Raw genomic sequence first — 26,376 nt, forward strand, 5'->3', positions numbered from 1 at the left:
GGGTGGTCACGTTGGGGGTGACCTGGGTGCCGCCGGCGATGCTGTCTTCGCCGTCGGTGGTGGGTGCGGTTCCGGTTGTGCCGGTTCCGGTGGTCGGGGCAGTCGTCGTTTCGGTGGAGGTGGTGTCGCCGAGGATGCTGATGGGGTTGCCCTGGACGGTGACCGGCGCGGTCGCGTCGGGGGTGACCTGGGTGCCGCCGAGGATGCTGTCTTCGCCGNAGGATGCTGTCTTCGCCGTCGGTGGTTGTCGTGGTTCCGGTTGTGCCGGTTCCGGTGGTCGGGGCGGTCGGAGTCGTTCCCGTGGAAGTGGTGTCGCCGAGGATGCTGATGGCGTTGCCCTGGACGGTGACCGGCGCGATCACGTCGGGGGCGACCTGGGTGCCGCCGGCGATGCTGTCGTCACCGTCGGTCGTGGCGGCCGGAGCAGGTGCTGCGGCCGGAGCCGGAGCCGGAGCGGCCGCAGGAGTGCTCTGTGAGTCACCGACGACCGAGATGGCGTTGCCGGTGGCGGTGACCGGGGCATCCGCTGCCACGACGGCCTGAGTGCCGGACGCGACGGCGTCAGCGCCCGATGTCGTCGGAGCGGCGACCGGTTGCGCCGCCGGCGCAGTAGCCGGGGCTGCAGTGGCTGGTGCCGCAGAGTTGCTCGAGGAGTCCCCGAGCACGCTGATCGCGTTTCCACTGAGGTCGATCGGGGCGACGACGTCGCTGACGATCTGGCTGCCCGAGACGATTCCGTCTGAGCCCGAGGTGACGGGGGCGTCGGCGGCGTTGGCCGCGCCCATACCGAGAAGGGACAGGCCCCCGACGATGAGGGCGCAATAAATGCCCTTGGATACGAATGAATTCATGATGGTTCTGCTCCTATAACGAATGATGGTGTGCTCCCCGAGCGGGGAGACTGTGGTCTGCGTTGCCGGAAAACGGCAGGGCAGACCCATCAGTCGGGAGTGGAACCGAGGTCGAAGGCGGGCGCCGACGGCAGTGCCGCGACGCCGAAGCTGGACAGAATGCTGGAGGCCAGAACGGCCGCGCGTGGCCCGGTGGGCGAATCGCCCACGGCGGGGGCTGATCCCGACGCGCTGTGCGAGCTGGCACCGGTCGGGGTGGTCGTGAGCACGATCGGGTCGATCGGTGAGGGTGTCGGCGGGCCGGTCGGAAGGCCGACGGGGGCGCGCTGCGTGGCGCTGGGGGCGACGACGGATGCCCCCGCCAGCCCGGTCGCGTCGGCTATGGTCGCGCGAACGGCCGGCTCTGCGCCCGAGTCGGGGGTGAAAAGCGAGCTCGTGCCCGCACTCGCCGGGGTGTCCGTGGGCGCGGTGACCGCCACGGCTGCGGTCACGAGGGGGGTGATCCCGTCGGTGACGGGATCCAGCACGAGTGCCGCAACGGCCGCAGCGTGCGGAAGAACCGGCTCAACCACGGGTACCGCGAGGGCTGTGACGGCCGCGACGGGTGCCACGATCGGGTCGATGACCGCGGTGAGAGGCTCGACGACCGCGGCCAGGGGCTGCGCGGCCGGGGTGACGAATGCGGCCACCGGCGCGATGACCGGGGCCGCGGGAGCCACGGCTGCAGCGACGACGGGCGCAACCGGTTCGACGAGCGGCGCGGCAACGGCGACAACGGGTGCGGCTATCGGGGCCGCAGCGGGAACGGCGGCGGCCTCGACGGGTGCGATCACCGGCTGCACGATCTCGGACACGCTCGCGGCGACCGGAATCGTGTCCAGTCCCAGCGGGTCGGCCTCGGCGGTCGACGGCGATACCGCCCCCACTACCAGGCAGACGGCGGTCCAGGCCACGGCGACGGATGCCCCGATGAGGGCCAGGCGCAGGGCAGCGGGCGTCGAGGAGACAGCGAGGCGATCCATGCGACACCCCCTTGAGCGGGTCAGTTGATCGTGAGTGGGTCAGTTGGTGTCCTCAGATAAACACGCCACAGACATGCTGTCTACCCCCATCCGGTTATTGGCAGGAATCCTCAGGTTGGGCCCACGGGGGTCGATCTGGGCCCGATGGACTTTGGGCACCCTATTTACCTGCTAGGGTTTACAAGTTGTCACGGACGAACTAGCCGCCGACAATTGCGCGCTCGTAGCTCAACGGATAGAGCATCTGACTACGGATCAGAAGGTTGGGGGTTCGAATCCCTTCGGGCGCACAACAGAATCCCCCTCGGCTTTGGCCGAGGGGGATTTTTTGTCCCCAGCGGACAAGTGCTCCGGTGTGGCCCGACGCGGGGTCGTCTCAGAAGCCGAGGCTGGCAGACAATCGATAGCCAATACCCCGCACGGTCTCGATGCCGTTCATCTCGGCGCCGGAGTGCGGGCCGGCTCCACTGCCCGGTAGATGCGTCATCTTTCGCCTCAGGTTCGCGATGTGCACCTCCATCGAGCGTTTATCGGAGGCGAGCACGATGTTCGACGTCATGACCGTGTCCGTGCGCAACAGCATCACGAGTTCGCGCTTGGTGCACACTCGACCGCGAGCGCGGAAGAGGGCCGCCAGAAGCTCGAATTCGCTGCGCGTGAGCGCCAGTGCGATGCCACCGACCTGGGCCAGGCGATCGTGGGGATTCAGACGGAGAAGTCCGTATTCGATCCATTCCTCGGGCGGCGCTGCCAGACGCATCACAGCACTGCTCGTGTCCGGCGTGACAGCGACGGGCCCGGCCGACGTCTCGGCCGCGCGTCGCAGGACAGACTCGATACGGGCGCGAACCTCGCGCGTTCGAAAGGGCTTGGAAATGTAGTCGTCGGCGCCGGCAGTCAGCCCGAGGACGACGTCAGTCTCGTCGCTGCGCGCCGAGATCATGATGATCCGGGTCGAGCTGATCGCTCGAATACGCCGCAGGGTCTCGAAGCCGTCCATGCCCGGCATCGTGACATCCAGAGTCGTGATCATTGGCTCAACCTGGGCAATGATGCCGAGTCCATCGAACCCATTCGCGGCGACTCTCACCGTGAACCCGGCTTCACGCAACAGCGATTCGAGCAGCTCCCGCACATCGGGATCATCTTCGATGACCACGGCAATGCGCTCAAGCGCACTCGGACTTTCGATCATTAGTTCCCCCCGAACCGCGGTATCGTGCCGCGGTCACATTCTACGGTCGCGGCCACCGGTCAGGGCCGGGGACGCACAGGGAGGGTCAGCCGAAAGAGACTTGCCGATGCCTCATCGGCGATGAAAATGAGATCACCGCCGTGACGGCGGGCGATATCCCGACTGATGCTGAGGCCGAGCCCCAAACCCGAGGCAACCCCGGTCTGCGCTGCCGGGCTTCGAAAGTGAAGGTCGAAGATCTGCGCCCGGTCGGCCTCTCGCACCCCGGTCCCGGTGTCCGCGACTGCGAGAGCGACGAAATCGCCCACGACGGATGCCGCGATCGTCACGGTCCCGCCGACCCGATTGTATTTCGTGGCGTTTGTGAGGAGGTTGTCGATAACCTGTCGTACCCGGTGCGGGTCGGCCACCGCCAGCACTGGGGGGCCCTCCGTGAGCCAAACGGTGATCGCCCGGACGTCGGCGGCTGCCCGATTCGAGGCGATCGCATCCATGACCATCTGCCGAAGGTCGAATTCGGCCGGCACCAGCGGGAGAAGGGCGCTGGAGGTGCTGCGCGCTTCGAGCAGATCAGACAGGATCGACTCCATCCGTTCGCCGCCGCGCAGTATCACCGTCGATCGCCGCACGACCGTTGCCGGCTGGTCGTTGTCTCTGAGCACGAGTTCCGCGTTGCCGATGATGGCCGTGAGCGGAGTGCGCAGCTCATGGGTGACCATGGAGATCAGGTCGTCGCGGGCCCGCATGGCGCTCAGCTCGCGGGTCACGTTACGCAGCAAGAGGACGGTTCCGCGGTCGCGGGTATCGGCTGCGTCCATCGTGCGCGAGGTTGCCGAAAATGCCACGGGAGTGTCTGCGGAGCTGCCGGCCCAGCCCAGCACGCCGTCGAAGGCCTCGCCGTTGCGCGATCTCACGAACGGGCTGTCTGCCCGGGGGAAGGGAGTGACGCCATCCGTCTGCAAGAAGCCCGGCATCGGCGTGGAAGGGGTTGCCGTCGCGTCGAGGGTGGGCCAGTTAGCCTGGCTCACCCGATTGGTCAGCGTCACCGAGCCCTGCCGGTCGAAGGCAATCACGCCGAAGTCGACCGCGTTGATGATTTCGGACAGCAGGGTGCTGCTCTGCTCGGCCTTCTGCAGTGCCGCCCGGGTGAGGGCCGACTGCGCGGCGAGCGTGGCCCGGTCGCGGCGGATGCGACGCCCGGACGCCCAGGCGGCGGTCATGAGGATGGCGACCAGCAGCGGATAGGTGACGGTGCGTGTCGTGCCAGCCGCATCTAGGGTGGCGAATCCCGCATACGTAGCTGCGGGCGTCAGCGCTGCCACGAGCAGGCCCCCGCCGAGGGCTGCCCGCAGGCCGAACGAAAATGCCAGCCACAGCAGGGGCAGGAGGACCAGCTGGCCGTCACCGAGGGGGCCCAAGCCCTCGGAGGTAACCATCAGGCGGATACCCACGATATCCGCGAGGGGAATCACGACGGCGAAGCGGAGCAGCCGCGTCGTGCGTCGGACCCTGAGCAGCGCCAGAGTGACCAGGGCGACGATGCACAGGCCGGACAGATACAGACCGACGTTCAATTCGCTCGCATGCAGGGCCAAAACAGTGCAACCGGTGACCACGAGCGGAACAGCGACGATGAGCTGAAATTCCAAGAGTCGCGTGCCTGGCACTGTGCTCATGGTTCCCATCTCGCCAGCTTAGGTTCTCGACACATGGGCCCCCCTAATCGGGTGACGATACAAAAAAATGCGCAAACGCTGCGTCAAATCGGTGCTTTTTTACCGTGGCCGCGGCCGGATGGGTGCCAGTCTGAAAGAACCCCAACGTTGGGGTGTGCGGGCAGTAACGGAACCACTTCATCAGCCTGCGAGGTCAGATAGAGGGACTCACATCATGAAACAGAAGACTATGGGTGCCCGCCGTCGTGCCCCCAACGCCGGCACGCTCGCTGTGTCTTATGACGCGGCTCCGGCACGCACCGTCAGCGGCTGGAACAGCCCCGGCATCCGCCAGCCGCAGGGCACCGCGGTCGACTCTGCCAGCAACTTCTACGTGCTCATGGAGAGCAAGATCACGGTGTACTCGCCGGCCAGCCCCGAGCCGATTCGCACCATCGAGGGTGACCTGACCGGCATCGACAACCCGTTCGGCTTCGCGCTCGACGCCGACGATTATCTGTACGTGCCCAACAGCGCACGGGACGCCGTGCTCGTGTTCGCGCCGGAGGCCGACGGCAATGTCGCGCCGCAGCGGCTGCTGGTCGGCCCCGGCACCGGCCTGAACGGACCAGAAGCCGTCGCCGTCAGCCCGGATGGCGTGCTCTATGTGGCCAACTATGAAGCGAAGTCGATCACCGTATATGCCCCGGGTGCCAGCGGCGATGAGGCGCCGATTCGCACGATCACGGGCTCCGAAACGGGAATCTATTACATTCGCGGCATGGCGGTCGGCGCAGACGGCAGTCTGTATGCGATCAACAACCGGTCCTCAGAAATCCTCGTCTTCGGTCCGGACGCGACGCGCAATATCGCGCCGACCATCACGGACGGCAAGGCCCAGGGGCTGACGAATCTGTCGGGCATCGCGGTCGACGCCAACGGCTACATCCTGGTGACCGACTGTGCCAGCTTCTCGGTCTTGATCTTCGCCTCGCTCGGTGAGGAATCGCCCGAGCCCGTGACCCGCATCAGCGGGGCCGCGAGCCACCTGGACTACCCGACCGGCGTCGCCGTCGACGGCGACCACAACGTCTACGTGGCGAACTGGGGCAACTGGTCGATCACCGTCTATACCGCGCACCCTGCGGTCGACGAATCGTCGGCCTTCCCGACGACGGGTGCCCTGGCGGCACCCCGGCATCGGCCGCGGCACCGCCCGCTGTGAGCCGCGGCCGCCGGTAGACTCGGCGGCATGTCGACGCCGCGGTTTCTGTTCGCCGATCAGCTCGGACCGCACTTCGACGACGGCGGCGCCATCGTGCTCGTCGAGGCGACGGCGGTGCTGGGGCGGCGCACCTACCACCGGGCCAAGGCCCATCTGATTCTGAGCGCGCTGCGCCATCGGGCGCGTGAGCTCGGCGACCGGGTCGAGTTTCTGCGTGCCGAGCACTATCGGGATGTGCTCCGCGGCCGAGACCTCGAGGTGATCAACCCCACCTCGTGGGGATCACGCGCCCTGGTCGCCGAGCTGGGGGCTACCGTGCTGCCCAGTCGCGGCTTCGTCACGAGCGAGCAGGATTTCGCGCAGTGGGCCGCCGGGCGGCCGACATCGCGGCTGCTGATGGAGGACTTCTACCGCACCGTGCGCACATCGACCGGGGTGCTGATGCGCGGCTCCGAACCGGAGGGCGCGCGCTTCAACTTCGACCACGACAACCGGCAGCCGCCGCCGAAGGGCGCGGTCAGCCTGGGGCTTCCGGATGTCTGGGCTCCCGTCGAGGACGAGATCGACGCCGAGGTGCGCCGCGACCTGGACCGGCTCGTGGCCGAGGGGCGGGTGCACCTCATCGGAGCCGACGGACCACGCCGGTTCGCCGCCACCCGGGCGGAAGCCCTTGCGGCGCTCGACGATTTCATCGAGACCCGGCTGGCCGACTTCGGCCCGTTCGAGGACGCATCGCTGACCGGCGACAGCGAGATGGCCCATTCCCGGCTGAGCGTTCCGCTTAACCTGGGCCTGCTGCATCCGCAGGAGGTGATCGACGCGGTCGTGGCCGCCTACTACGGCGGTGGAGCTCACCGCGGCGGGGCACCGCTCGCAAGCGTCGAGGCGGTCGTGCGGCAGATCATGGGATGGCGGGACTGGGTCTGGCACCTGTACTGGCACCTCGGCGAAGACTACGTCGCCGAGAGTAATTTCCTGGCCGCGAACGAGCCGCTGCCGGCGGCGTTTCTGGAGTTGGACGGGGCGTCCGTCAAGGCCCGGTGTCTGAGCCATGTGCTCGACGAGGTCAACCGCACGGGCTGGGCCCATCACATTCAGCGGCTGATGATTCTCGGCAACTGGTCGCTGCAACGGGGCTACCAGCCGGCCGCGCTCAGCGACTGGTTCATCAATGCCTTCGTCGACGGCACGCCGTGGGTCATGCCAGCCAACGTGGTGGGCATGTCCCAGCACGCCGACGGCGGCATCGTCGCTACGAAGCCCTACGCCTCCGGCGGCGCCTACATCTCGAAGATGACGGACTTCTGCGGCGCCTGCCGGTTCAACCCGAAGGTGCGGCTCGGGCCGGATGCCTGCCCCTTCACCGCCGGATACTGGGCTTTCCTCGACCGGGTCGAGCCCCGCATCCGCGGGAATCACCGCATGAGCCAACCGCTCGCAGGGCTGCGCCGGCTGGCCGATCGCGACGCGGTCGTCGAGCAGGAGCGGCACCGCACGATCTGGTAGCGCCCGTCTCCGGGGAGTGGGACCTAGTCGGCTGCCGGGTCGGTGAACGCCGAGCTCGGCAGGTCGCGCTCGCCGCTGATGATGGCCGCCACGATGCGGCGAGCAACGACCGCAGGGTCGAGCCCCGGGGCCAGTTTCGGCGCGGCGCCTTCGAGGGCTCGCGACACGAGGCCGGTCTCGGTGTGCCCGGGACGCGCGTCGAGAACGCGGATGCCCGCCCGGCGCAGCTCGCGGCCGGTCGCCTTGCCCCACGCGGCAAGGGCGGCCTTCGACGCGGAGTACGCCGCCATATTCGCCGTGGGAACCTCGCTGACGACGCCGCTCAGGGTGAGCACGAAGGGCTCCCGGCCGGCAGCGGCCGAGGCGGTCAGCGGCGCGATCGCGGCGCGCAGCAGCCGCATCGGGGCGAGGACGTTCACCGCGAAGAGGGCGTCGAGGGTGCCGTCGCTGATCTCAGTCGCCGCACCGAAGGCGACGACCCCGGAGGCGTTGACGATGCCGTCGAGCGCCCCGTGGGCCTCGAGGGCCTGCCTGATCAAGGCGTCGGCCGCCGCCGGGTCAGTCAGATCGGCCGCGACGATCGTCGCGGCCAGCCCGAGCGCCTCGAGTCGGCCGCGGTCGCGGCCAGTGAGCACCAGATCCGCACCCTCGGCGGCCAGGAGCCGGGCGATCTCACCCCCGAGCACTCCGGAGGCACCACAGACAAGAATTGTTGAGCCGGTCAGCGAGGTCATGACTCACGGTAGCGCGGACCGTGGCACGCGTGCAGCCCCCGCGCGGCGCGGTCGCGTGGGGCGGCTAGTCGCAGTCGACCCCGGCCGCGCTCCCACCGAGACGCAGGCGGTCGCAGAGCGCCGTGAGTTGCACAAGTTCCGCTGTGCTCAGGGAATCACCGATCCGATCGGTGATCGTGCCCATGTGATCGACGGCGACCCGACGGAACAGGGCGTAACCGGCATCCGTCAGTTCAACGATGGCACCGCGGCCGTCGAGCGGGTCGGTCACCTTGTCCACGTATCCGCGGGAGACCAGCCGGTCGACCAGGCGGCTCACGCTCGGCTGGGTCAACAGCACGTGCTGGTTCAGTTCCCTCAGACGGATGCGCCGATCCGGCTGCCGAGACAGGTTGAACATCACGTCGTACTCGTTAAACGATATGTCGCGGGACGGAAATTCCGCGACCAGGCTGCGCATGATCGCGACCTGGGCGCGAAAGAGCGATTCCCAGGCAGCCACAGCCACGGCTCTATCGGTCACCAGACTCCTCACGTCGCTCTCCAGAATAGAGAGTGTCGGCCGTGGGGGCCGAATCGGCGGGGAGGGTGGGAGGCAATTCGTGGTTCACGGACAACTCGCAGGAGAAAATCGTGCTGAGGAGTGGCATCCGTTATGCGTTCGTTATATATTTTAGGTGCGTCAACCGTTTGCTGTGGCGGACGACGTGAAATGTGATTGCAGGACACTCTTGGTGCAAGGGAAGAGGGTCGGTCGTAGCCCCCTACGACCGGCCCTCGAGTGCGTTAAGGCCGCGTTGCACAGGGGGAGCCGCACCTGATCTGCCGAGGCTAGAAGCGGTCTGAGCTCGCGGTCGGTGCGTGCTGGATCGACACGTCGGCGTGGCGGTCGAAGCGGTAACCCACGCCGCGCACGGTGCGCACGATGTCTTCGTAGCGGCCGAGCTTGGCGCGCAGGCGACGCACGTGCACGTCGATGGTGCGCTCGTTCGGTGCTTCGTCCTCGTCGGCGGCATTCCAGAGCGCCGAGATGATCTCGGCGCGCTCAATGGTGCGGCCCTCACGCAGCACGAGGTACTGCAGCAGCTCGAACTCCTTGTAGGTCAGCGCCGCCGTCTCGTTGTCGAGCACCACGCGCTTGCGGGACAGGTCGACGACGACTCCGCTGCGTTCGCTGGCCGGCTCCTCAGCCTCGGTGCGGTGGGCGGCCAGTGCGGCCGGGTCCTGCAGGGCGAGGCGCACGACGTCGACGTCGCGTCCGCCTGCGCCCTGGGGGGCCAGCGCGACCGCGGCGTAGGTCTCGGCGGTCGGTGCCAGTTCAGCGGCGAGGGCCTTGAGCGCCTCGACGATGCGGTTCAGGTTGGTGCCGGCGGCCGCGGCCTTGGCCTCGTCGATGCCGACGTAGAGCACGAAGCCGCGGGCCTCGGTGCCGCTCGGCACAGCGCGGATGCGGGGCGCCGGGGCGACGGGCGGCTCGGCGAGGGTCAGGGGGGTGAAGGCGGGGCGGCTGGAGTGGATGTGGGCGAGTGACATGGGAAGAATCCTTTGACTGGATGCTGCACGGAACCCGTCCGCGGCGCGGGTGCGGGTTCGAAACTGTGGCCCCTCGGTACGACTGACGGCATTGCGTCAGGCGAGAGGAAAGCCGGAATGCGAACGCTTCAACGAGAAGCTTTCGGGGAACTCGACCGCGGCGCTATCGGTGCGGGGCGGGAGTTCGGCGAGGTGCGTACGTTAGCGGCACATTCGGCAACAGACAGCGCTGAAGATGCCGGGCATCATCATGCCGGCAGTCCCGGGAGCCTCGAGGGAGGTCAGGGGGTTTGCTCGCGTTGTCATAAATGTGAGTAAAGCGGAGTGTGACGGCATGTGTCAATTTGGTGACGCCGAGTGGCGGAATGAGTCACGCAACACGTTCACGAGGGCCGAGCTGATTCGGCGGATCCGCCTTGAATCAGTGGTTCATCACAGAAGATTTTCTAGAATTGCACTTTATCAAAGATAATTGAACTTCAGGCCTGCGGGCCTGTCACGGCCCGCAGGTCCTGCATGTGACGCTGGTGGTCGGGCTCGATCTCAGACCAGGCCGTAGAGGCGGTCGCCGGCATCGCCGAGTCCGGGCACGATGTAGCCGAGCTCGTTGAGGCGTTCATCGACCGCGCCGAGCACGATCGTGACCTCGCGACCTTCCAGCGCCTTCTCCACGGCGGCGAGCCCCTCGGGGGCGGCCAGGATGCAGATCGCGGTGACGTCGACGGCGCCGCGGGCGAACAGAAAGTTGATCGCCGCGATCAGCGAACCGCCGGTGGCGAGCATCGGGTCGAGAACGAAACACTGCCGATCCGACAGGTCGTCGGGCAGGCGCTCGGCGTAGGTCGTGGGCTCGAGGGTCTCCTCGTTGCGCTGCATGCCCAGAAAGCCCACTTCGGCGGTCGGCAGCATCTTCACCATGCCTTCCAGCATCCCGAGTCCCGCACGCAGGATCGGCACGACGAGCGGCTTGGGGTCGCTGATGCGCACCCCCTGGGCCGGGGAGACCGGGGTCTGCACGGTCACGGGCTCAACCCGCACACCGCGCGTTCCCTCATAGGCGAGCAACGTCATGAGCTCTTCGACAAGGGAGCGGAACAGCGGCGACGGCGTGTTCTGGTCTCGCAATACCGTGAGCTTGTGCGTGATGAGCGGATGGTCGGCAACATGAACTCGCATAGGCTCAATTCTATCAGCGGGCCCTGGGTCTCTCAGTGGGCCTGGGGGCGCAGCGAGGTAGGACATGGTCGAGAACCGCACAGAACAGCACGCCGCGTGGATGCGACTGGCCCTGGTCGAAGCGCGCGCCGCGCTGGCAACCGGTGACGTTCCCGTCGGCGCCGTGATCCTCGACGCGAGCGGCGCGGTCATCGGCCGCGGACACAACGAGCGTGAGCTGCACCAGGACCCCACGCTGCACGCGGAGGTCGTCGCGATCCGCGCGGCAGCCGCCGCGACGGGGGACTGGCACCTCACCGGCTGCACCCTCGTCGTGACTCTCGAACCCTGTGTCATGTGTGCGGGGGCGATTCTCGCCGCTCGCCTTCCCGTGGTCGTCTTCGGCGCCTGGGACGAGAAGGCCGGGGCGGTCGGCTCCGTCTACGACGTGCTGCGCGATCGGCGCCTGAATCACCGGGTTGAGGTGATCGCCGGCATCAACGCCGACGAGGGGGCCCGCCTGCTGCTGGACTTCTTCGAAGACCCCGCCCGCCGCGGCTGAGATGCCCGCACAACCAGAAGACCCGTCACAAGCCAGATAAAGCCTGAAAAATCTGGAAAAACTACACTGGTTGAATGACTTCTTCTACAACCGTGACCCTGCCCACCATCGCATTCCTCGGAGCCGGCTCCATGGCGCGGGCCGTTCTGGCCGGATTGCTGAAGCCGGGCGTCGAGGTGACCGGCGGCATCCGCACCACCAATCGCAGCAGTGAACGTGCCGCCGAACTGGCCGACACCGTGGGGGTGACGGCGTTCGCGACCGAGACGGATGCCGACGCCAACCTCACGGCCATCAGCGGTGCCGAGATCGTGGTCGTCGCCGTCAAGCCCTACATGGTGCCCGACCTGCTCGCCGAGATCGCCGACTACCTCGCGCCCGGAACCCTCGTCATCAGCGTCTGCGCCGGCGTGACCGTCGCGACGTTCGAATCGCTGCTGCCGGCATCCGTGCACGTGATTCGCTCGATGCCCAACACGCCCGCCGTCGTCGGTATGGCCGTGACCGGCCTGAGCGCCGGCTCGCGTTCGACTGTTGAGGACCTCGCCCTCGCCCAGGCCCTGTTCGGCACGGTCGGCGACGTGCTCGTCGTTCCCGAGGAGAAGCTCGACGCCCTCAGTACGATCTCCGGTTCCGGTCCGGCCTACGTGTTCTTCTTGATCGAGCAGTTCACCGCGACCGCGATCGACAAGGGCTTTACGCCCGAAGAGGCCGCCGTGATGGTCAACGGCACCTTCCTCGGCGCGAGCGCGCTGCTCGCGGTCTCCGACAAGACCCCCACCCAGCTGCGCCGCCAGGTCACGAGCCCCGGCGGCACCACCGAGCAGGCCGTGGGCGAGCTGCAGAAGGTCGATTTCAAGGCGATCTTCGACACCGCGACGGATGCCGCCCTCGCCCGAGCGCGCGAACTCGCCAAGTCCTAGCTCGTCCCGCCCGCGCATAGTGAGGTGCGGAGATCGTGCCTTCGCGAGCGACACGAAGGTGCGAAGTCCGCACCTTACGCGGGCTTTCCGGCTGGCGGAGGGTTAGAGGCCCTCGGCGATCGAGGCGGTGGCGAGCAGCCACGCGGCGCGGGTGCGCGGAGCGAGCGCGTCGACGTTCAGCGGCCCGCCACTGACCAGTGACGCATCGAACGGAACGTCGAGCACCGACCGGGTCAGCTGGGCGAAGTGATCGTGCAGGCGCCGCGACAGCTGCGGGTCCGCGGTCTTCGACGGTGAGGCCAGAATCGTCACAGCCTGGGCGACCTTGTCGGCGTGGCCCTTCGCGCGCAGCCCGTCGATGAGGGCGGCGGCGCCGAAGCCGGTGTCCTCTCGAATCGTCGACACGATCACCAGCTGGTCGGCGGTCTCGACTGCGGCCTCCCAGTTTGAGGCGCGCATATTGTTGCCGGTGTCGATGACGAGCACCCGGTAGAAGCGGCTGAGCGTGGAGTGCAGCCGGCCGAACGCGGCCGCGTCGATGCTCGCGGCGCCGGCCGGGTCGAGGTCGGAGGCGAGGGCGTCGAACTGGGCGTCGCCTTGGGCGCGCACATAGTCATCGAGGTCTCCGACCCGGGCCTCGCCGTCGCCGAAGCGTTCGAGGTCGCGCAGCAGGTCGACGGCGGTGTTGGTGTGCGCCGCGGCCTGGGCGCGCACGCCGAGGGTGCCCATGGTCTCGTTGTTGTCCCACGCGAGCGTGAATCCGCCGCGGTAGGTGCCGAACGTCGCCGCGATCAGCAGCGTCGCCGTGGTCTTGTGCGCGCCGCCCTTGGGGTTCAACACCACGATCGTGCGCGGCCCGTTCAGCGTGCGCTGCACGCTGGAAATGGCATCCCGCTGTGCGAGTTCGGCGCCGCCGGGTGCGAACGTCACGAGGCCGCCGGTGATGCGTCCCACGGCGCCCTGCCAGCCCTGCTGGGCCGGCCCGGTTGCCGCCGGTGGCCGGGAGCCGAGAAAATCGGCCAGGTTGGGTGCGGTCTCGCCCGTTTCGTAGGCCTCGAGCGGTGCCGGGATCGTTTGCACAGCGGATGCCGTCGCCACGGCCTGCGCCGGGGTCGGTACAGGCGCAGGCGGTACGGGCGCTGGCGGCACCGTGAATGACGGTACGGGCGCGCCGAGGGCCGCTGCCGCCGGGGCGGGAGCAGCAAGCACGGACAGGAACGGCGGATCCGGCACCCCAGTGGCGGGCCTGCTCGGGGCCGAGGCCGGTGCCGGTGCCGGCTCCGCTGCGGCGGTGCGTGAATGCTGCGCGGGTTCTTCCACTGCGTCGTCCACAGTTTCTTCTCTGGCGGCTGCAGCTGCGGCCGCCTCCCGGGCCGCGCGGCGGCTCATCGGCGGTGCAGTTGCGGTCGTGGCAGTGGCGGCAGAGGCCGGAGCGACCGTTCGGGTGCCGGCGCCGTCGGCCTCCACCAAGCCATCGACGTGCACCAGCAGGGGCCATTCGCCGTCATCGTCGACGATGAGCACGTGCAGGGAACGTCCGGCCTGTTCGGCCGAGGCGACGACCCGGGTGATGATCTCTTCCCGCAGCCGCGCGTCATCCGTCGCCGTGATCGCCTGGCTGACGCCGTCAACGGTCAGCTCTGCGGTGGCATCGCTGCGCACCAGCGCCCTGATGTGCGGCGGGGCGATCGGGTGGGGTGTGGGCAAATCCTGGGGCATCGTGGATAACTTTCTGGGTGGTGCCGGTGGTCGACGGCCCGGGGGCTTAGGTTCCGAGGGCGGCGAACTTTTCAATATCGCCCTCGGTGCCCGAGACGATGATGAGGTCATGGTTCGAGACCACCGTTTCGGCGGTCGCGTAGGTGAATGGTTTGCCGGGGCTCTTCACTCCGACGACCGTGACACGGTGTTTGCTGCGCACGCCGGAGTCGATGAGGTTGAGGCCGCGGATCGGCTTCGGCGGATACATCTTGACCAGGGCGAAGTCGTCGTCGAACTCGATGAAGTCGAGCATGCGGCCCGAGACGAGGTGGGCGACCCGTTCGCCGGCCTCGGCCTCCGGGTAGATGACGTGGTTGGCGCCGATGCGCTCGAGGATCTTGCCGTGGGAGGTGGAGATGGCCTTCGCCCAGATTTGGGGAATGTTCAGGTCGACGAGGTTCGCGACGATGAGCACGCTCGCCTCGACCGAAGCGCCCGTGGCGCAGACGGCGATCGAGAAGTCTTCGGCTCCGATTTGGCGCAGCGCGTCGATGTTGCGGGCGTCCGCCTGCACGGCGTGGGTCACCCGTTCGGACCATTTCTGAACGAGCAGCTCACTGGTGTCCACGACGAGCACTTCGCGGCCCAGCCGGTCGAGCTGGCCGGCGGTCGCGGCACCGAACCGGCCCAGGCCGATGACCAGCACCGGCGCATCATGTTTGATCAGGTCAGCCAACGATGGGCCTTTCTTCGGGACGTTTGAACAGTTGTCGGCTCTCGCTTGCGGCGAGGGCCGCAGCCAGTGTCACTGTACCAACCCGGCCCATGAACATCGTTGCCGCGAGCACATAGACCCCCTCGGGCGGCAGATCAGCGGTCAGGCCGGTGGAGAGTCCACAGGTGGCGAAGGCCGAGATCACGTCAAAGAGCACCTGGTCCAGGGGAGCCTTGGTGATGTGCAGGATGAGAATCGTGGACACCGCGACGGTCGTGGCGCCCCACAGTACGACACTCACCGCCAGGCGCAGCATGTCGCTCGGAATGCGGCGACCGAAGGCCTCCATTTCCTGCTTGCCGCGGGCCTCGGCGACGGCGGCGAGAAACAGGATCGCGAGGGTGGTGACCTTGATGCCGCCGGCAGTGGATGCCGAGCCGCCGCCGATGAACATCAGCATGCCGCTCAGGAGCAGGCTGGAGCCGTTCAGATCGCTGACGAGAATCGTGGAAAAGCCGCCCGACCGGGTCATGACCGACATGAACATGGACTGGAAAATCGTGTCGCCGGCGTTCAGGGAGCCGAAGGTCTTCGGGTTGTCGAACTCGAGCAATATGTACAGGAGGGTGCCGAAAACCAGCAGGGCGATCGTCGTGACGAGGGTGAGCTTGACGTGCAGCGACCACCGTCGGGGGCCGCGAAACGCCCGGGCGAAGGCATAGATCACGGGAAAGCCGAGGCTGCCGAGGAACACGCCCAGCATCAGTGCGGAGAGAAACCAATAGTCGCTCGCGAACTGGTCCAGGCCCTCCACGTTGGGGCTGAAACCGGTATTCGTGAAGGCCATCGCCGAGTAATAGAAGCTGTGCCACAGGGCTTCGCCGACCTCGACACCGTCAATGAGCATCCGGGGAAAGAGCAGCGCGGCAACGACGACCTCGATGACGAGGGCGCTGATGGCGACCGTGACGAGCAGGCTGCCGACCTCACCGAGCCGTACGGCCTGGCCCTCGTTGACCGGCCCCGCGTGGATGCGCGACGGGTTCGAATCGCTCGCGGCCATCAGTTTGGCGCGCAGGCCGAGGCGGCGGGAGATGACCAATCCCATCAGTGAGGCCAGCGTCAGCACGCCGATGCCGCCGATATTGACGCCGACATAAACCAGGACGTTGCCAAAACCTGACCAGTGGGTGGCCATGTCGACCGTGGCGAGTCCGGTGACGCAGATGACCGATACTGCGGTGAACAGGGCGTCGTGGAGAGGCGTGATGGTGCGGTCAGCGGATGCGATCGGCAGCGAGAACAACACAGTGAAGACGAGGATCAGGGCAGTGAAGACGAGGATCGCGAAGCGGGACGGGGACGAGCGCACCAGGTGGTCGACGGCGTCGCGGATGCGGCCGTACCAGGTGGTGGACTTTCGTCCGAACCGCCCCGGTGTGATGGTCGAATGCACTGGGAACCCCCCGTTTGACCTGCGAGCGTTGACAACTTGTCATGGTACTACCCATCGGGAATGACTACCCTTATGAAATGGCAGACATCTTCGACGTGGTGGCGGACTCGACCCGGCGGGACATCCTGCGAATTCTCCTCGAACGGTACAACGTGTCGAACGAGTCCCGCGGCGAGTCTCGTGGCGAGCTGAGCGTGTCCGACATCGTCACACGGCTGGGCCTGAGCCAACCGACCGTGTCCAAGCACCTCAAGGTGCTGCGTGAAGCGACCCTCGTCGTGGTGCGCGAAGAGGGCCAGCACCGGTTTTACCACCTGAACTACGCCCCGCTCGAACAGATCGAAGACTGGCTGATTCCTTTTCTCAGCGTGGATTTCGATGCCACCCCCGACCTCACGACCGAGGAGGTCGAGGCGGGCCTCCGCGACGAGCAGCGTGCCTTCGCGTCCGCGATCGGCAAGGCCTTCGCCGACACGTCGTTCCAGATGTCCCACGCGGTCAAAGACGCGACCACCAAGAAGTGGCGCAAAAACCCGTAGACCCCGAACCTCGCCAGCACCTAGAGTTGCCTGCACGCCCAGCGGTAACTCCAGCATCTCCAACCCCACCCGAGGGAGTCGGTAATGACCCAGGAACTGTCCGAAGTGCGTTTTCTCACGGTGGCCGAGGTCGCCGACATGATGCGCGTCTCGAGGATGACCGTCTACCGCATGGTGCACTCGGGCGAACTCCCCGCCATCCGTTTCGGCCGCTCGTTCCGGGTGCCGGAAACGGCCGTTACCGAGGCCCTGAATCGCCCGGTCGCTGACACTGCGTAGGACGCACTGTTTTTTGCGGCTAGAATGGGGTTTTCGTGTCTGTCGCGGGTCCCGCGGCGCATCCAATCTTTGTGAGGTCCGTGTGGGTTCTGTAATCAAGAAGCGACGCAAGCGTATGGCGAAGAAGAAGCACCGCAAGCTTCTTCGTAAGACTCGTCACCAGCGTCGCAACAAGAAGTAGGTAGCGCTGCACTGCAGTTCTATTCAGAAGTATCTCCGGTCGACCTCGGTCGTCTCGGGGCGTGAGCGCTGGGCCTTCGTGGCCCGGCGCACTCTGCTTTAAGGGGTGCCCCGCCCCGACCTCTAGGCTGGTCGGATGAGTACCGTACACCTGACCCTGATCGGCAAGCCCGGCTGTCACCTTTGCGACGACGCCCGCGACATGGTCGGCACCGTCGTCGCGAAACTCGCCGACGATCCGGCCGCGCCGGTCATCACGATCGAGGAAAAGTCGATTCTCGAGGATGCCGCGCTGCACGAGCTCTACGTCGAGGACATCCCGGTGCTCTTGCTCAACGGCAAGGTGCACAACTACTGGCGCATCGACCCGCTGCGCCTGCGCACGGCCCTGCTGGAGGCACAATCATGACCATCCGTCACATCGTCTGCTGGAAACTCAGCGCCGTCACCCCGCGCAAGAAGGCGGCTGATGCCGCCGAGATCACCTCCGGCCTCGAAGCGCTCGTCGGTGTCGTTCCCGAGATTCTTGCGCTGACGGTCGGGCCGGATGTTGCCGGTGACGAAAACTGGGACGTCGCCCTGATCGCCGACTTCGACGACCTCGAGGCGCTCGCTCGCTACCAGAAGCACCCCGAGCACAAGAAGGTCGGCGCGTTCATTCGCACCGTCGTCTCCGACCGCCTCGCGGTCGACCTGCAGGTCGCCTGACCGATCGCGCGGGTTCGAGGGTCGTCTCGCGAGGTTTCGACTGGGGCGCGCCAAAAGCGCGCGCGCCCCGCTCAACCAGCGAGGTGGTTTCGACCGGCGGGGGTGTGCGGGTCCGAGGGCGGCCCCGGGCCTGCCGGTTAGGGCTCGAGGCGGGTCGGGCCGCGGAACAGGTAGGTGACCTCACGAATGGATGCCTGGTGCAGCATCAGCATCAGCACCCGAGCCAGGCCCATGCCGAAACCGCCGTGCGAGGGCACGCCGTAGCGGAAGAAGTCGAGGTAGCCCTCGATCTCCTTCGGGTCGAGGCCCTTCTCCACTGCCTGCGCTTCGAGCACCTCGATGCGGTGTTCGCGCTGTGCGCCGGTGGAGATCTCGGTGCCGTTGAAGATGAGGTCGTAGCTCTTGGTGATCGACTCGTCGCCCTCGTGACGCATGTGATAAAACGGGCGGATGCTCGAGGCGTAGTCGGTGAGGAACACGAATTCGTGCCCGAACTTCTCGAGCACGTAGGCGGCGATCTGGCGCTCGCCCTCCGGGTCCATGTCGTCGTCGTCGCGGGGAACCTCGTAGCCGCGGCTTTTCACGATCTCCTTGGCCTCGGCCAGGGGGATGCGCGGGAAGGGCTGGGTCGGAACGGTGACCTCGACGTCGAACAGGGCGAGCACCTCCTCGCCGTGCTTCGCCTTGACGGCGGTGAAGCCGGCGACCATCAGGTCTTCGTGCAGCTGCATGACGTCGTCGTGGCTGTCGATCCAGCTGATCTCCGCGTCGACGCTCGTGAACTCGGTCGCGTGGCGGCTCGTGAACGAGGGGTCGGCGCGGAATGCCGGGCCCACCTCGAAGATCTTGCCGAAGCCGGCGGACTGCGCCATCTGCTTGAAGAACTGCGGGCTCTGCGCGAGGTAGGCCTTGGTGTCGAAGTAGCCGACCTCGAACAGCTCGGCGCGGCTCTCGCTCGCGCTGGCCATCAGCTTCGGGGTGTGCAGCTCGATGAAGTCGTGCTCGATCCAGTACGTGCGCAGTGCGTGCTCGAACGTGGTCTGGATGCGGAAGATAAGGTTCTGCTTCGGGTTGCGCAGGTCGAGGAAGCGCCAGTCCATGCGCTTGTCGAGGCTCGAGTCGGCCGCGATCGGCGTCTCGGGAATCGCCGCGGACACCACGGTGAGGGTGGCGAGCTTGATCTCGATGCCGCCGAGCTTGACGCGCTCGTCGTGCTTGAGCTGGCCGGTGACGGTCACAAAGGTGCCCTGGGCCAGGCCGGAGATGCTGGTGGCCGGCTCATCGGCGACGACGGCGCCATCGGCATCCGTCGTGCGTGGGTTCACCAGCTGCACGGCGCCGGATTCGTCGCGCAGAACGACGAATTGCACCTTCTTCTGGTCGCGCACAGTGTCGACCCATCCGGACACCGTTACGGGGCCGTCGTCGAGAGCGGACAGGTTCTTGATCAATACGCGCGAAGTCACACGTTCCAGTGTAGAGGTGCGTGCCCGCGAGGCTCGGCAGCGCGGGCATACGGTCAATTCAAGGGGACGACTTCCGTAGAATTGAATGGTGGTAGCCAGTCAGGTACATCTTGTTCGTCACGGTGAGGTTTTCAACCCCGAAGGCGTTCTCTATGGACGGCTGCCGGAGTTCAGGCTTTCCGACCTCGGGGTGCAGATGGCGCAGGCCGCCGCCGCCGAGCTCGTCGAACGCGGCCGCCCCGTCGTGAGCGTCATCGCCTCGCCGCTGCAGCGTGCCCGCGAGTCCGCCGAACCGATCGCCGCCGCGTTCAACCTCGACACCACGATCGACGAACGCATCATCGAACCCACGAACCGCTTCGAGGGCAAGCGCATGCGCGGCGAGGACGGCGCCCTGCGCGACCCGAAAAACTGGCCGCTGCTGATCAACCCGCTGCGGCCGAGCTGGGGTGAACCGTTCCGGTCGATTTCGAAGCGGATGCTCGCCGCCATCGACGATGCCTGGCAGTCCGTGCCGGAGGGCGACGTGGTTCTCGTCAGTCACCAGCTGCCGATCTGGATGGTGCACCGAACCCTCGCCCAGGAACGTCTCTTCCACGATCCGCGCCAACGCCGCTGCGCACTGTCGAGCATCACCACCCTGTCCTGGCGCGGCAACCGCTTCGCCGAAACAGCGTATTCGAGCCCGGCCGCGGGGCTGCAGGGCGACGCGATCGACGTGGGAGCGGTATGAGCCGCGCCGGCCTGGTTTCCCGCGCTGTTGTCGGCCTGGCGGCGGCTGCTCTGCTGCTCACCGGCTGCACCTCCGACCCGCTCGCCGACCAATACCGGGCGGGCGACAGCAAGGGCTACATCGCCGGCGACGGCAGCATCACCGAGATCGCCAGTGCCGACCGGGGCGACCCTGTCGAGTTCGCGGGCCTGACCGAGACGGGCGAGCCCGTGGCATCCGCTGACTATCTGGGCGAGGTCACCGTGGTGAACTTCTGGTACGCCAGCTGCGCCCCGTGCCGGGCCGAGGCCGACGACCTGCAGAGCCTGAACGCCCAGTTCGAGGGGAAGGGGGCGAGCTTTCTCGGCGTCAACGTGCGCGACCAGGCCGCGAACGCCCTCGCCTTCAGCGAGACCTACGGGGTCACCTATCCGTCGGTGCTCGACGTCGATGATGGCGGCATGCAGCTCGCCTTCAGCGGCAGCATCCCGCCGAACGCCGTGCCGACCACGCTCGTGCTCGACGCCGAGGGCCGGGTGGCCGCGCGTATCCTCGGCGCCATCGCTGAGGCGTCGATCCTGGAGACGCTGATCACCGACACGATCGCCGAGGGCTCGCCCGTGGAGGACAACTAGGCGTGGACAACCCCTTCGGCGAGATCGTCTTCAGCGGCGAGCTTTATTTCGCGATTCCGATCGCCGTGCTCGCCGGGCTGGTCTCGTTCGCCTCGCCGTGCATCCTGCCGCTCGTTCCGGGCTACCTCGCATACATCGGCGGGTTCACGGATGGCAGCATGGCCGCGTCGAAGCGCGATCGCCGCGGCCGCAACCGGCTGCTCGCCGGGGTCGGCCTGTTCGTCCTCGGATTCACCGTCATCTTCGTGCTGACCGGGTTCATCTTTGGTGCGGCCGGTTTCTGGCTCAACCAGTACCGTGACCTGATCACGCGCATCGCCGGCGTCGTCGTGATTCTGCTCGGCCTGGTCTTCGTGGGGCAGTTCGGGGCCATGCAGCGCACGATCAAGACCTCGTGGCGTCCGAAGATGGGCCTGGCCGGGGCGCCGCTGCTCGGCGCCGTCTTCGCCGTCGGCTGGACCCCCTGCACCGGCCCGACGCTGACCGCGATCAACTCGCTCAGCCTCAGCAGCGGGTCACCCTGGCAGGGCGGCCTGCTTGCCCTGTTCTACTCGCTCGGCCTCGGCATCCCCTTTCTGCTCATCGCCCTCGGTTTCAACTGGGCGACGGGCACCGTACGCTTTCTCAAACGCCACATTCGAGCGATCAACCTGTTCGGCGGCGTTCTGCTCATCGTCATCGGAGTGCTCATGGTGAGCGGCATCTGGAGCGTCTGGCTCCTCGACCTGCAAGGGGTGATTGGCAGCTTTGTCCCGGCCATCTGACCATTTTGATTCCCGACCGCCCGAGGCTTCGGCCGGCATCGTGCAGCCCAAGCTTGGCGTCGTGGGCTGGCTGCGCTTTCTGTGGCGCCAGCTGACGAGCATGCGCACCGCGCTGTTCCTGCTGCTGCTGCTGGCCATCGCGGCGGTGCCCGGCTCGCTCGTGCCGCAGCGGTCTTCCGACCCGAACGGCGTCACCCAGTACTTCGCCGACAACCCCGACCTCGCGCCGGTGCTCGACAACATCCAGGCCTTCGACGTCTACTCCTCGGCCTGGTTCTCGGCGATCTACCTGCTGCTGTTCGTGTCGCTGATCGGCTGTGTGATTCCGCGCACCAAGCACCACTTCATCGCCCTGCGCGCGACGCCCCCGGCGACCCCGGCCCGACTGGCCCGGCTCGCCGGGTTCACCACCCGCACCGCGCCCGCCGGAACGGATGCCGGCGCCGCCATCGCCTCGGCCCGCACCCTGCTGAAATCCAGCGGCTACCGCGTCGCCCTCTACGACAAGGCCGGCAGCGTCTCGGTCTCGGCCGAGCGCGGCTACCTGCGCGAAACCGGCAACCTTGTCTTCCATTTCGCCCTCGTCGGCATCCTCGTCGTCGTCGGCTTCGGCGGCGGCTACGGCTTCGCCGGCCAGCGCGTGCTCGTGGAGGGGCAGACCTTCGTCAACACGCTGCTGGCCTACGACTCGTTCAACCCGGGCCGGTTCTTCGACGATTCCACCCTCGACCCGTACACGCTCACCCTCGACGATTTCGCGGTGCAGTACGAGGCCGAGAACCTCAATGCCATCGGCCAGCCCGTCGACTTCACCGCCGGCGTCACCGTGACGCCCCGCGGCGAAGACCCCGAGCCCGGCGAGGTCAAGGTCAACGGGCCGCTGCGCACCGGCGGCACCGACATCTTCCTGCTCGGCAACGGCTACGCCCCCTCGATCACGGTCACCTCACCCGACGGCTCCGACGTCTTCAGCGACTCGGTGCCGTTCCTGCCGCAGGACGCCAACCTCACCTCGCTCGGTGTCGTGAAGGTGCCCGACGGCCTCGCCGAGCAGGTCGGAATGATCGGGTTCTTCTACCCGACCCAGGAGACGGCCACCTCGGGGGCGTTCTTCTCCTCGTACCCCGACCTGATCTACCCGATGCTCACGCTGAACGTTTACACCGGTGACCTCGGCCTCGACGAGGGGGTGCCGACATCCGTCTACTCGCTCAACATCGACGACATGACGCAGCTGACCGGCGGCAAGACCGGGGTCGAGACGATCGAACTGCGCCCGGGTCAGACCCTGGACCTGCCGAACGACCTCGGAACGGTGACGTTCAATAACGCCGACCCGACGGCCGCGGCCGACGACCTGTCGAACTCGGTGCCGCGGTTCGCGTCGTTCGACATTCACCACGACCCGACCCAGCTCTGGGTGCTGAGCTTCGCCGTGCTGATCCTGGCGGGGCTGCTCACCGGACTGTTCGTGCCCCGCCGCCGCGTCTGGGTGAAGGCAGTTCCGCAGTCCGACGGCACGCTCAGCCTCGAATACGCGGGCCTCGCCCGCGGTGAGGATCCCGCCCTCGAAGCGGCCGTGGCCGCTGTGGCCGATCGCCACCTGGCATCACTCCCCAGCACCCCGCTCCCCAAGTCTGGGGCCGCCGCAGCCGGGGCGGATGCTGTCAAACCCGCTGTTCCCGCCGTTTCGACCCCCGAACAGACTTAGGCTTATCCCGTGAATCTCAACGACCTCTCCATCATGAGCCTGTACTCGGCGATGGCCGTGTACGCGCTGGCGTTCATCGCCTTCGCGATCGACCTGGCCAAGCGGTCGGCGGCCGTCGACGCCGCAGCCGTGCAGACGGCCGACACGCACGGGCAGGGGGCGGCATCCGTCGCCGCGTCTGCCTCGTCGTCCGCGGGCGGCTCGGGCGCCTCGACGTTGACCATGAACCGGCTGAGCGCGCGCATCAACAACGACGCGACCACGCCGTACTCGCACTCGGCGAGCCTGCGCGTGGGCATGTCGCTCACCGTGCTGGCCTGGGCGCTGCACCTCTTCGCGACCGTGACGCGCGGCATCGTCGCCGACCGGGTGCCGTGGGCCAACATGTACGAGTTTGCGATGACCGGCACGCTGCTGATCGTCGCCGTCTACCTGGTCGTGCTGATCCGCGTGGACCTGCGGTTCCTCGGCACCTTCGTCACCGGGCTCGTTCTCGTGCTGCTCGGCGTCGCCGCCGTCAGCTTCTATGTGGAGGTCGCCCCGCTGCCGCCGGCGCTGCAGTCGGCCTGGCTGGTGATCCACGTCTTCGTGGCGTCACTCGGCACTGGGTTCTTCGCGCTCGGCTTTGCCCTCTCGTTCGTGCAGCTGCTTCAGTTTCGGCGCGAGAGCCTGCTCGCCGACACCCGGCCGGTGCGGCTGCGCTTCCTGGCGACCCTGCCGTCCGCGGCGACCCTCGAGAACCTCGCCTACAGGGTCAACATCATCGGGTTCATCCTGTGGACTTTCACCCTCATGGCCGGCTCCGTCTGGGCCGAACAGGCCTGGGGTCGCTACTGGGGCTGGGACACCAAAGAGGTCTGGACCTTCATCATCTGGGTCATCTACGCCGGCTATATCCACGCCCGCGCGACCCGCGGCTGGCGCGGCTCGCGCTCCGCGTGGCTCTCGCTCATCGGCTTCGCGGCGGTGCTGTTCAACTTCGGCATCGTCAACGTGTTCTTCAAAGGCCTGCACGCCTACTCCGGCCTGTAGGCGTTGCCGGCAGGGTGCATCCGTCAGCTGCGCCCGGTCGCGAGAGCTGCCGGCCGGGGCTTCCGCGGGATGGCGTAGCACGGCGCAGCGGCGCAGGTACCGCGTGATGGCTGCTGACTTCGTCTTTCGGAGGGCGGCGAGCATGATGCGCGGCAGTAACGCCACTGCGCCGTAGGCGCGCCTACCGCGCAGTGGCGCAGCTACCGCGTGGCGCTGGAGATTCCGGGATTGTGGCTTGCGTCGGGTGGCTGTGGTGCTGCGCAGCGGCGTAGCTACCGCGTGGCGCGCGCCGTGGCGCTGCCGGGCGCGGCGCGCGGCGGGGTGGCGGGGCCGCGCTGCGGTCTAGAGCAGGGCGTAGCAGCGCTCGAGGCGGGCGAGCCACCAGTCGCGGCGCTCGGCGGATGCCGCGTGCAGTTCGAGCAGGTCGGCGTCGGGGCTGACGCGGCGAACCTCGATGGCACCGTCGACCGGCAGCAGCGGGTTGTGCGTCACATCGGCGGCGAGCAGCGACGCGGTGCCGAGGCCGCAGTCGTAGGGCAGCTCGGGAATCGCGGCCGCGAGGTGGGCTCCCATCGACAGGCCGATCGAGGTGTCCAGTGCGCTCGAGACGACCACGGGCAGGCCGGTCTGGGCGATGATCGCGAGGGCCGCGCGGATGCCGCCGAGGGGCTGTGCCTTCAGCACCAGGATGTCGGCGGCACCGGCGCGCGCGACGAGCAGCGGGTCATCCGCTTTACGCACGCTCTCATCGGCGGCGATCGGAACGTCCATGTAGGCGCTGCGGCCGCGCAGCTCGATGAGCTCATCGACGCTCATGCAGGGCTGTTCCACGTATTCGAGGTCGAACTCGGCGAGGGCGTGAAGTGCGTGCTCGGCCTCGTCCATGTTCCAGAGGCCGTTGGCGTCCACGCGGATGCGACCTTCCGGGCCCAGCACGCTGCGCACCATGCGCACGCGGGCGACGTCGTCGGCGAGGGTCTGGTCGGCGCTGGCCACCTTGACCTTGGCGGTGCGGCAACCGGGGAACCGGGCGAGGATATCGGGCACGAGGGCGGCCTCCACGGCCGGCACGGTCGCGTTCACCGCGAGGCTCGTGCGCAGCAGCGCGGGGGTCTGGTTCCAGCCGAAGTCGATCGCGGCACGCAGCCAGGCGACGGCTTCGTCGTCGTCGTATTCGACGAACGGCGAGAATTCGGTCCAGCCGGCCGGGCCGGGAAGCAACAGTGCTTCACGGTGGTCGATACCGCGGAAGCGGGTGACGAGTGGGAGGGAGACGACGTGTGCGGAACCGAGCAGGTCCGAGAGCGACGGCATCATCAGTGAGGTCAGCATGATCCCAGTCTGCCAGAGAGCCCGGCGGCCCCCGGCGTCCAGAGGTCCCGACTCCGTGCGGCCTGTGATCTGCGGGCTGCGGGCTGCGGGCTGCTAGAGCATCTCCCGCTTGAAGGCGGCGGCGGCGGCCGCGTCGTCGGCGTCGCTGGTCTCACCGTTGGGCTTGACGTTGACCATGGCCACCGGAATGCCGGGAGCGATCAGCAGATAGGCATCCTCGTAGCGACCCTCACCGCTGTTGACCTTGATCCAGTACGGCACCCCCGCAGCGATGGCGGCGCCGATTTCGTCCTGAATCGAGGTGATGCTGCGACCGCCGAGCGAATACGGTTTTCCGCCGTAGACAATATCGATTCTGTTCACGAGTCGTCCCTGCTCGAGGAAGCGGATGAATGATTGTTGCCGTTCCCGCGCGGCTCCGGCACGACCTGCAGGCCGCCGGACGAATTCGCGGTGACCATCAACGCCTCGATCCATTCCCGGTTGAGGCTGGGCTGACGGCTGCCGAAATATTTGTAGGCGATCGGGATGCTCGGGTGCAGCCAGATGGTGCTGCGGCCGTCGCCGGATTGGGGGTCGTCGCGCCAGGTGAAATAGAACGATTCACCCCGGCGCAGTTTCGCCCCGATGACTACTTGGATATGGGCCAGGATTCGATCGTCGAAGTCTGCGGTCATGGTCGAGTCATAGGTCAGTTTTCCCATATCCACCACTCCAATGTTTCGGTTGGTGTGACACTAACCTGAAACGGCGCGAGTGTCGGTGAAAAATGGGGCAACAATCTG

At 67.2% G+C, this 26,376-nt stretch carries 28 protein-coding genes and 1 tRNA gene; 15 read left to right on the forward strand and 14 right to left on the reverse strand.

The features are described 5' to 3' along the window. Window positions 1-940 precede the first annotated feature (940 nt). Window positions 941-1,873 carry a hypothetical protein gene (locus D6T64_RS04645; protein WP_119972375.1) on the reverse strand — a complete coding sequence of 311 codons (933 nt, stop codon included), beginning with the start codon at window positions 1,871-1,873 and terminating at the stop codon, window positions 941-943. A gap of 217 nt (window positions 1,874-2,090) precedes the next feature. Between D6T64_RS04645 and D6T64_RS04650 the strand changes: the two genes are divergently transcribed. Next, a tRNA-Arg gene (locus D6T64_RS04650) sits at window positions 2,091-2,163 on the forward strand. 86 nt (window positions 2,164-2,249) lie between these two features. Here D6T64_RS04650 and D6T64_RS04655 read toward each other — a convergent pair. Both D6T64_RS04655 and D6T64_RS04660 read right to left on the reverse strand, forming a co-directional pair. Then, window positions 2,250-3,032: a response regulator transcription factor gene (locus tag D6T64_RS04655; RefSeq protein WP_233550831.1), complete on the reverse strand. Its 783-nt coding sequence runs from the start codon at window positions 3,030-3,032 to the stop codon at window positions 2,250-2,252. 95 nt (window positions 3,033-3,127) lie between these two features. Beyond that, complete coding sequence (locus tag D6T64_RS04660; protein ID WP_158594808.1) at window positions 3,128-4,744, reverse strand: sensor histidine kinase; 1,617 nt, start codon at window positions 4,742-4,744, stop codon at window positions 3,128-3,130. Window positions 4,745-4,958: 214 nt separating this feature from the next. Between D6T64_RS04660 and D6T64_RS04665 the strand changes: the two genes are divergently transcribed. Together D6T64_RS04665 and D6T64_RS04670 are read left to right on the forward strand one after the other, a co-directional pair. Then, the gene (locus tag D6T64_RS04665) at window positions 4,959-5,948 is read left to right on the forward strand and encodes an NHL repeat-containing protein (RefSeq protein ID WP_147364469.1); all 990 of its coding nucleotides are present in this window, start codon (window positions 4,959-4,961) and stop codon (window positions 5,946-5,948) included. Window positions 5,949-5,975: 27 nt separating this feature from the next. Further along, window positions 5,976-7,454 (forward strand): cryptochrome/photolyase family protein, encoded by a 1,479-nt coding sequence (locus D6T64_RS04670; protein ID WP_119972389.1) that lies wholly within the window; start codon window positions 5,976-5,978, stop codon window positions 7,452-7,454. A gap of 23 nt (window positions 7,455-7,477) precedes the next feature. On the opposite strand, the gene D6T64_RS04675 is transcribed toward D6T64_RS04670, so the two are convergent. The 4 genes from D6T64_RS04675 to upp all read right to left on the reverse strand — a co-directional run bounded on the left by D6T64_RS04675 (window position 7,478) and on the right by upp (window position 10,897). After that, window positions 7,478-8,188 (reverse strand): SDR family NAD(P)-dependent oxidoreductase, encoded by a 711-nt coding sequence (locus D6T64_RS04675; protein ID WP_119972392.1) that lies wholly within the window; start codon window positions 8,186-8,188, stop codon window positions 7,478-7,480. A gap of 64 nt (window positions 8,189-8,252) precedes the next feature. After that, window positions 8,253-8,711 carry a MarR family winged helix-turn-helix transcriptional regulator gene (locus D6T64_RS04680; protein WP_233550832.1) on the reverse strand — a complete coding sequence of 153 codons (459 nt, stop codon included), beginning with the start codon at window positions 8,709-8,711 and terminating at the stop codon, window positions 8,253-8,255. 308 nt (window positions 8,712-9,019) lie between these two features. Further along, complete coding sequence (locus D6T64_RS04685) at window positions 9,020-9,721, reverse strand: winged helix-turn-helix domain-containing protein (RefSeq protein WP_119972395.1); 702 nt, start codon at window positions 9,719-9,721, stop codon at window positions 9,020-9,022. A gap of 543 nt (window positions 9,722-10,264) precedes the next feature. Beyond that, a complete protein-coding gene (gene upp / locus D6T64_RS04690; RefSeq protein ID WP_119972398.1) occupies window positions 10,265-10,897 on the reverse strand; it encodes a uracil phosphoribosyltransferase in 633 nt (210 codons plus the stop codon). Between the two features lie 64 nt (window positions 10,898-10,961). On the opposite strand from upp, the gene tadA reads away from it, so the two are divergent. Beyond that, entirely contained in the window at window positions 10,962-11,438 is a 477-nt protein-coding gene (gene tadA / locus D6T64_RS04695) for a tRNA adenosine(34) deaminase TadA (protein WP_119972401.1), read from the forward strand. Between the two features lie 74 nt (window positions 11,439-11,512). After that, window positions 11,513-12,361 (forward strand): pyrroline-5-carboxylate reductase, encoded by an 849-nt coding sequence (gene proC / locus D6T64_RS04700; RefSeq protein ID WP_119972404.1) that lies wholly within the window; start codon window positions 11,513-11,515, stop codon window positions 12,359-12,361. 102 nt (window positions 12,362-12,463) lie between these two features. On the opposite strand, the gene D6T64_RS04705 is transcribed toward proC, so the two are convergent. Genes D6T64_RS04705 through D6T64_RS04715 form a run of 3 tightly spaced genes read right to left on the reverse strand, consistent with a single transcriptional unit; the run spans window position 12,464 to window position 16,233 of the window. Further along, the gene (locus tag D6T64_RS04705) at window positions 12,464-14,080 is read right to left on the reverse strand and encodes a MinD/ParA family ATP-binding protein (protein ID WP_119972407.1); all 1,617 of its coding nucleotides are present in this window, start codon (window positions 14,078-14,080) and stop codon (window positions 12,464-12,466) included. A gap of 46 nt (window positions 14,081-14,126) precedes the next feature. Next, the gene (locus tag D6T64_RS04710) at window positions 14,127-14,798 is read right to left on the reverse strand and encodes a potassium channel family protein (protein ID WP_119972410.1); all 672 of its coding nucleotides are present in this window, start codon (window positions 14,796-14,798) and stop codon (window positions 14,127-14,129) included. Continuing rightward, window positions 14,791-16,233, reverse strand: a complete 1,443-nt coding sequence (locus D6T64_RS04715; protein WP_377009923.1) for a TrkH family potassium uptake protein — start codon at window positions 16,231-16,233, stop codon at window positions 14,791-14,793. Before D6T64_RS04715 ends, D6T64_RS04710 begins: the two co-directional genes overlap by 8 nt. Window positions 16,234-16,310: 77 nt before the next feature. Here D6T64_RS04715 and D6T64_RS04720 point away from each other — a divergent pair, with 77 nt between their 5' ends. The 5 genes from D6T64_RS04720 to D6T64_RS04740 all read left to right on the forward strand — a co-directional run bounded on the left by D6T64_RS04720 (window position 16,311) and on the right by D6T64_RS04740 (window position 17,939). After that, window positions 16,311-16,772, forward strand: coding sequence for an ArsR/SmtB family transcription factor (locus D6T64_RS04720; RefSeq protein WP_119972413.1), 462 nt, complete (start codon window positions 16,311-16,313; stop codon window positions 16,770-16,772). An 84-nt stretch (window positions 16,773-16,856) separates the two neighbouring features. Beyond that, window positions 16,857-17,051: a helix-turn-helix domain-containing protein gene (locus D6T64_RS04725; RefSeq protein ID WP_119972416.1), complete on the forward strand. Its 195-nt coding sequence runs from the start codon at window positions 16,857-16,859 to the stop codon at window positions 17,049-17,051. Between the two features lie 82 nt (window positions 17,052-17,133). Then, complete coding sequence (locus tag D6T64_RS04730) at window positions 17,134-17,232, forward strand: 30S ribosomal protein bS22 (protein WP_003792170.1); 99 nt, start codon at window positions 17,134-17,136, stop codon at window positions 17,230-17,232. Between the two features lie 135 nt (window positions 17,233-17,367). Then, window positions 17,368-17,640 (forward strand): glutaredoxin family protein, encoded by a 273-nt coding sequence (locus D6T64_RS04735; protein WP_119972419.1) that lies wholly within the window; start codon window positions 17,368-17,370, stop codon window positions 17,638-17,640. Next, the gene (locus tag D6T64_RS04740) at window positions 17,637-17,939 is read left to right on the forward strand and encodes a Dabb family protein (RefSeq protein ID WP_119972422.1); all 303 of its coding nucleotides are present in this window, start codon (window positions 17,637-17,639) and stop codon (window positions 17,937-17,939) included. Before D6T64_RS04735 ends, D6T64_RS04740 begins: the two co-directional genes overlap by 4 nt. Window positions 17,940-18,076: 137 nt before the next feature. Here D6T64_RS04740 and aspS read toward each other — a convergent pair whose 3' ends face one another. Then, window positions 18,077-19,405 carry an aspartate--tRNA(Asn) ligase gene (gene aspS / locus D6T64_RS04745; RefSeq protein ID WP_199719057.1) on the reverse strand — a complete coding sequence of 443 codons (1,329 nt, stop codon included), beginning with the start codon at window positions 19,403-19,405 and terminating at the stop codon, window positions 18,077-18,079. Window positions 19,406-19,493: 88 nt separating this feature from the next. On the opposite strand from aspS, the gene D6T64_RS04750 reads away from it, so the two are divergent. The 5 genes from D6T64_RS04750 to ccsB are packed head-to-tail and all read left to right on the forward strand — an operon-like array spanning window position 19,494 to window position 24,259. Further along, complete coding sequence (locus tag D6T64_RS04750; RefSeq protein WP_119972505.1) at window positions 19,494-20,138, forward strand: histidine phosphatase family protein; 645 nt, start codon at window positions 19,494-19,496, stop codon at window positions 20,136-20,138. Next, complete coding sequence (locus D6T64_RS04755) at window positions 20,135-20,752, forward strand: TlpA family protein disulfide reductase (RefSeq protein ID WP_119972429.1); 618 nt, start codon at window positions 20,135-20,137, stop codon at window positions 20,750-20,752. Before D6T64_RS04750 ends, D6T64_RS04755 begins: the two co-directional genes overlap by 4 nt. A 2-nt stretch (window positions 20,753-20,754) precedes the next feature. Further along, window positions 20,755-21,516, forward strand: coding sequence for a cytochrome c biogenesis CcdA family protein (locus tag D6T64_RS04760; protein ID WP_119972433.1), 762 nt, complete (start codon window positions 20,755-20,757; stop codon window positions 21,514-21,516). Next, a complete protein-coding gene (resB, locus tag D6T64_RS04765) occupies window positions 21,500-23,227 on the forward strand; it encodes a cytochrome c biogenesis protein ResB (RefSeq protein WP_119972437.1) in 1,728 nt (575 codons plus the stop codon). Before D6T64_RS04760 ends, resB begins: the two co-directional genes overlap by 17 nt. A gap of 33 nt (window positions 23,228-23,260) precedes the next feature. Next, a complete protein-coding gene (gene ccsB, locus D6T64_RS04770; protein WP_119972508.1) occupies window positions 23,261-24,259 on the forward strand; it encodes a c-type cytochrome biogenesis protein CcsB in 999 nt (332 codons plus the stop codon). A gap of 342 nt (window positions 24,260-24,601) precedes the next feature. Here ccsB and D6T64_RS04775 read toward each other — a convergent pair whose 3' ends face one another. The 3 genes from D6T64_RS04775 to D6T64_RS04785 form a co-directional block, all read right to left on the reverse strand. After that, window positions 24,602-25,576 (reverse strand): o-succinylbenzoate synthase, encoded by a 975-nt coding sequence (locus D6T64_RS04775; RefSeq protein ID WP_199719059.1) that lies wholly within the window; start codon window positions 25,574-25,576, stop codon window positions 24,602-24,604. A gap of 108 nt (window positions 25,577-25,684) precedes the next feature. Then, window positions 25,685-25,954, reverse strand: coding sequence for a hypothetical protein (locus tag D6T64_RS04780; protein ID WP_119972441.1), 270 nt, complete (start codon window positions 25,952-25,954; stop codon window positions 25,685-25,687). Then, window positions 25,951-26,295: a DUF7882 family protein gene (locus D6T64_RS04785; protein ID WP_119972446.1), complete on the reverse strand. Its 345-nt coding sequence runs from the start codon at window positions 26,293-26,295 to the stop codon at window positions 25,951-25,953. Before D6T64_RS04785 ends, D6T64_RS04780 begins: the two co-directional genes overlap by 4 nt. Between the last annotated feature and the right edge of the window lie 81 nt (window positions 26,296-26,376).

The organism is Cryobacterium melibiosiphilum, assembly GCF_003602235.1.
Lineage (GTDB): Bacteria > Actinomycetota > Actinomycetes > Actinomycetales > Microbacteriaceae > Cryobacterium > Cryobacterium melibiosiphilum.

Coding starts and splice junctions, on each gene's coding strand:
- D6T64_RS04775 (WP_199719059.1), bottom strand. CDS start 25,576: ATGATGCCGTCGCTCTCGGACCTGCTCGGTTCCGCACACGTCGTCTCC.
- D6T64_RS04705 (WP_119972407.1), bottom strand. CDS start 14,080: ATGCCCCAGGATTTGCCCACACCCCACCCGATCGCCCCGCCGCACATC.
- upp (WP_119972398.1), bottom strand. CDS start 10,897: ATGCGAGTTCATGTTGCCGACCATCCGCTCATCACGCACAAGCTCACG.
- D6T64_RS04685 (WP_119972395.1), bottom strand. CDS start 9,721: ATGTCACTCGCCCACATCCACTCCAGCCGCCCCGCCTTCACCCCCCTG.
- D6T64_RS04725 (WP_119972416.1), top strand. CDS start 16,857: ATGACCCAGGAACTGTCCGAAGTGCGTTTTCTCACGGTGGCCGAGGTC.
- ccsB (WP_119972508.1), top strand. CDS start 23,261: ATGAGCCTGTACTCGGCGATGGCCGTGTACGCGCTGGCGTTCATCGCC.
- D6T64_RS04660 (WP_158594808.1), bottom strand. CDS start 4,744: ATGAGCACAGTGCCAGGCACGCGACTCTTGGAATTTCAGCTCATCGTC.
- D6T64_RS04720 (WP_119972413.1), top strand. CDS start 16,311: ATGGCAGACATCTTCGACGTGGTGGCGGACTCGACCCGGCGGGACATC.
- D6T64_RS04785 (WP_119972446.1), bottom strand. CDS start 26,295: ATGGGAAAACTGACCTATGACTCGACCATGACCGCAGACTTCGACGAT.
- proC (WP_119972404.1), top strand. CDS start 11,513: ATGACTTCTTCTACAACCGTGACCCTGCCCACCATCGCATTCCTCGGA.
- D6T64_RS04755 (WP_119972429.1), top strand. CDS start 20,135: ATGAGCCGCGCCGGCCTGGTTTCCCGCGCTGTTGTCGGCCTGGCGGCG.
- D6T64_RS04665 (WP_147364469.1), top strand. CDS start 4,959: ATGAAACAGAAGACTATGGGTGCCCGCCGTCGTGCCCCCAACGCCGGC.
- D6T64_RS04735 (WP_119972419.1), top strand. CDS start 17,368: ATGAGTACCGTACACCTGACCCTGATCGGCAAGCCCGGCTGTCACCTT.
- D6T64_RS04670 (WP_119972389.1), top strand. CDS start 5,976: ATGTCGACGCCGCGGTTTCTGTTCGCCGATCAGCTCGGACCGCACTTC.
- D6T64_RS04675 (WP_119972392.1), bottom strand. CDS start 8,188: ATGACCTCGCTGACCGGCTCAACAATTCTTGTCTGTGGTGCCTCCGGA.
- D6T64_RS04645 (WP_119972375.1), bottom strand. CDS start 1,873: ATGGATCGCCTCGCTGTCTCCTCGACGCCCGCTGCCCTGCGCCTGGCC.
- tadA (WP_119972401.1), top strand. CDS start 10,962: ATGGTCGAGAACCGCACAGAACAGCACGCCGCGTGGATGCGACTGGCC.
- D6T64_RS04740 (WP_119972422.1), top strand. CDS start 17,637: ATGACCATCCGTCACATCGTCTGCTGGAAACTCAGCGCCGTCACCCCG.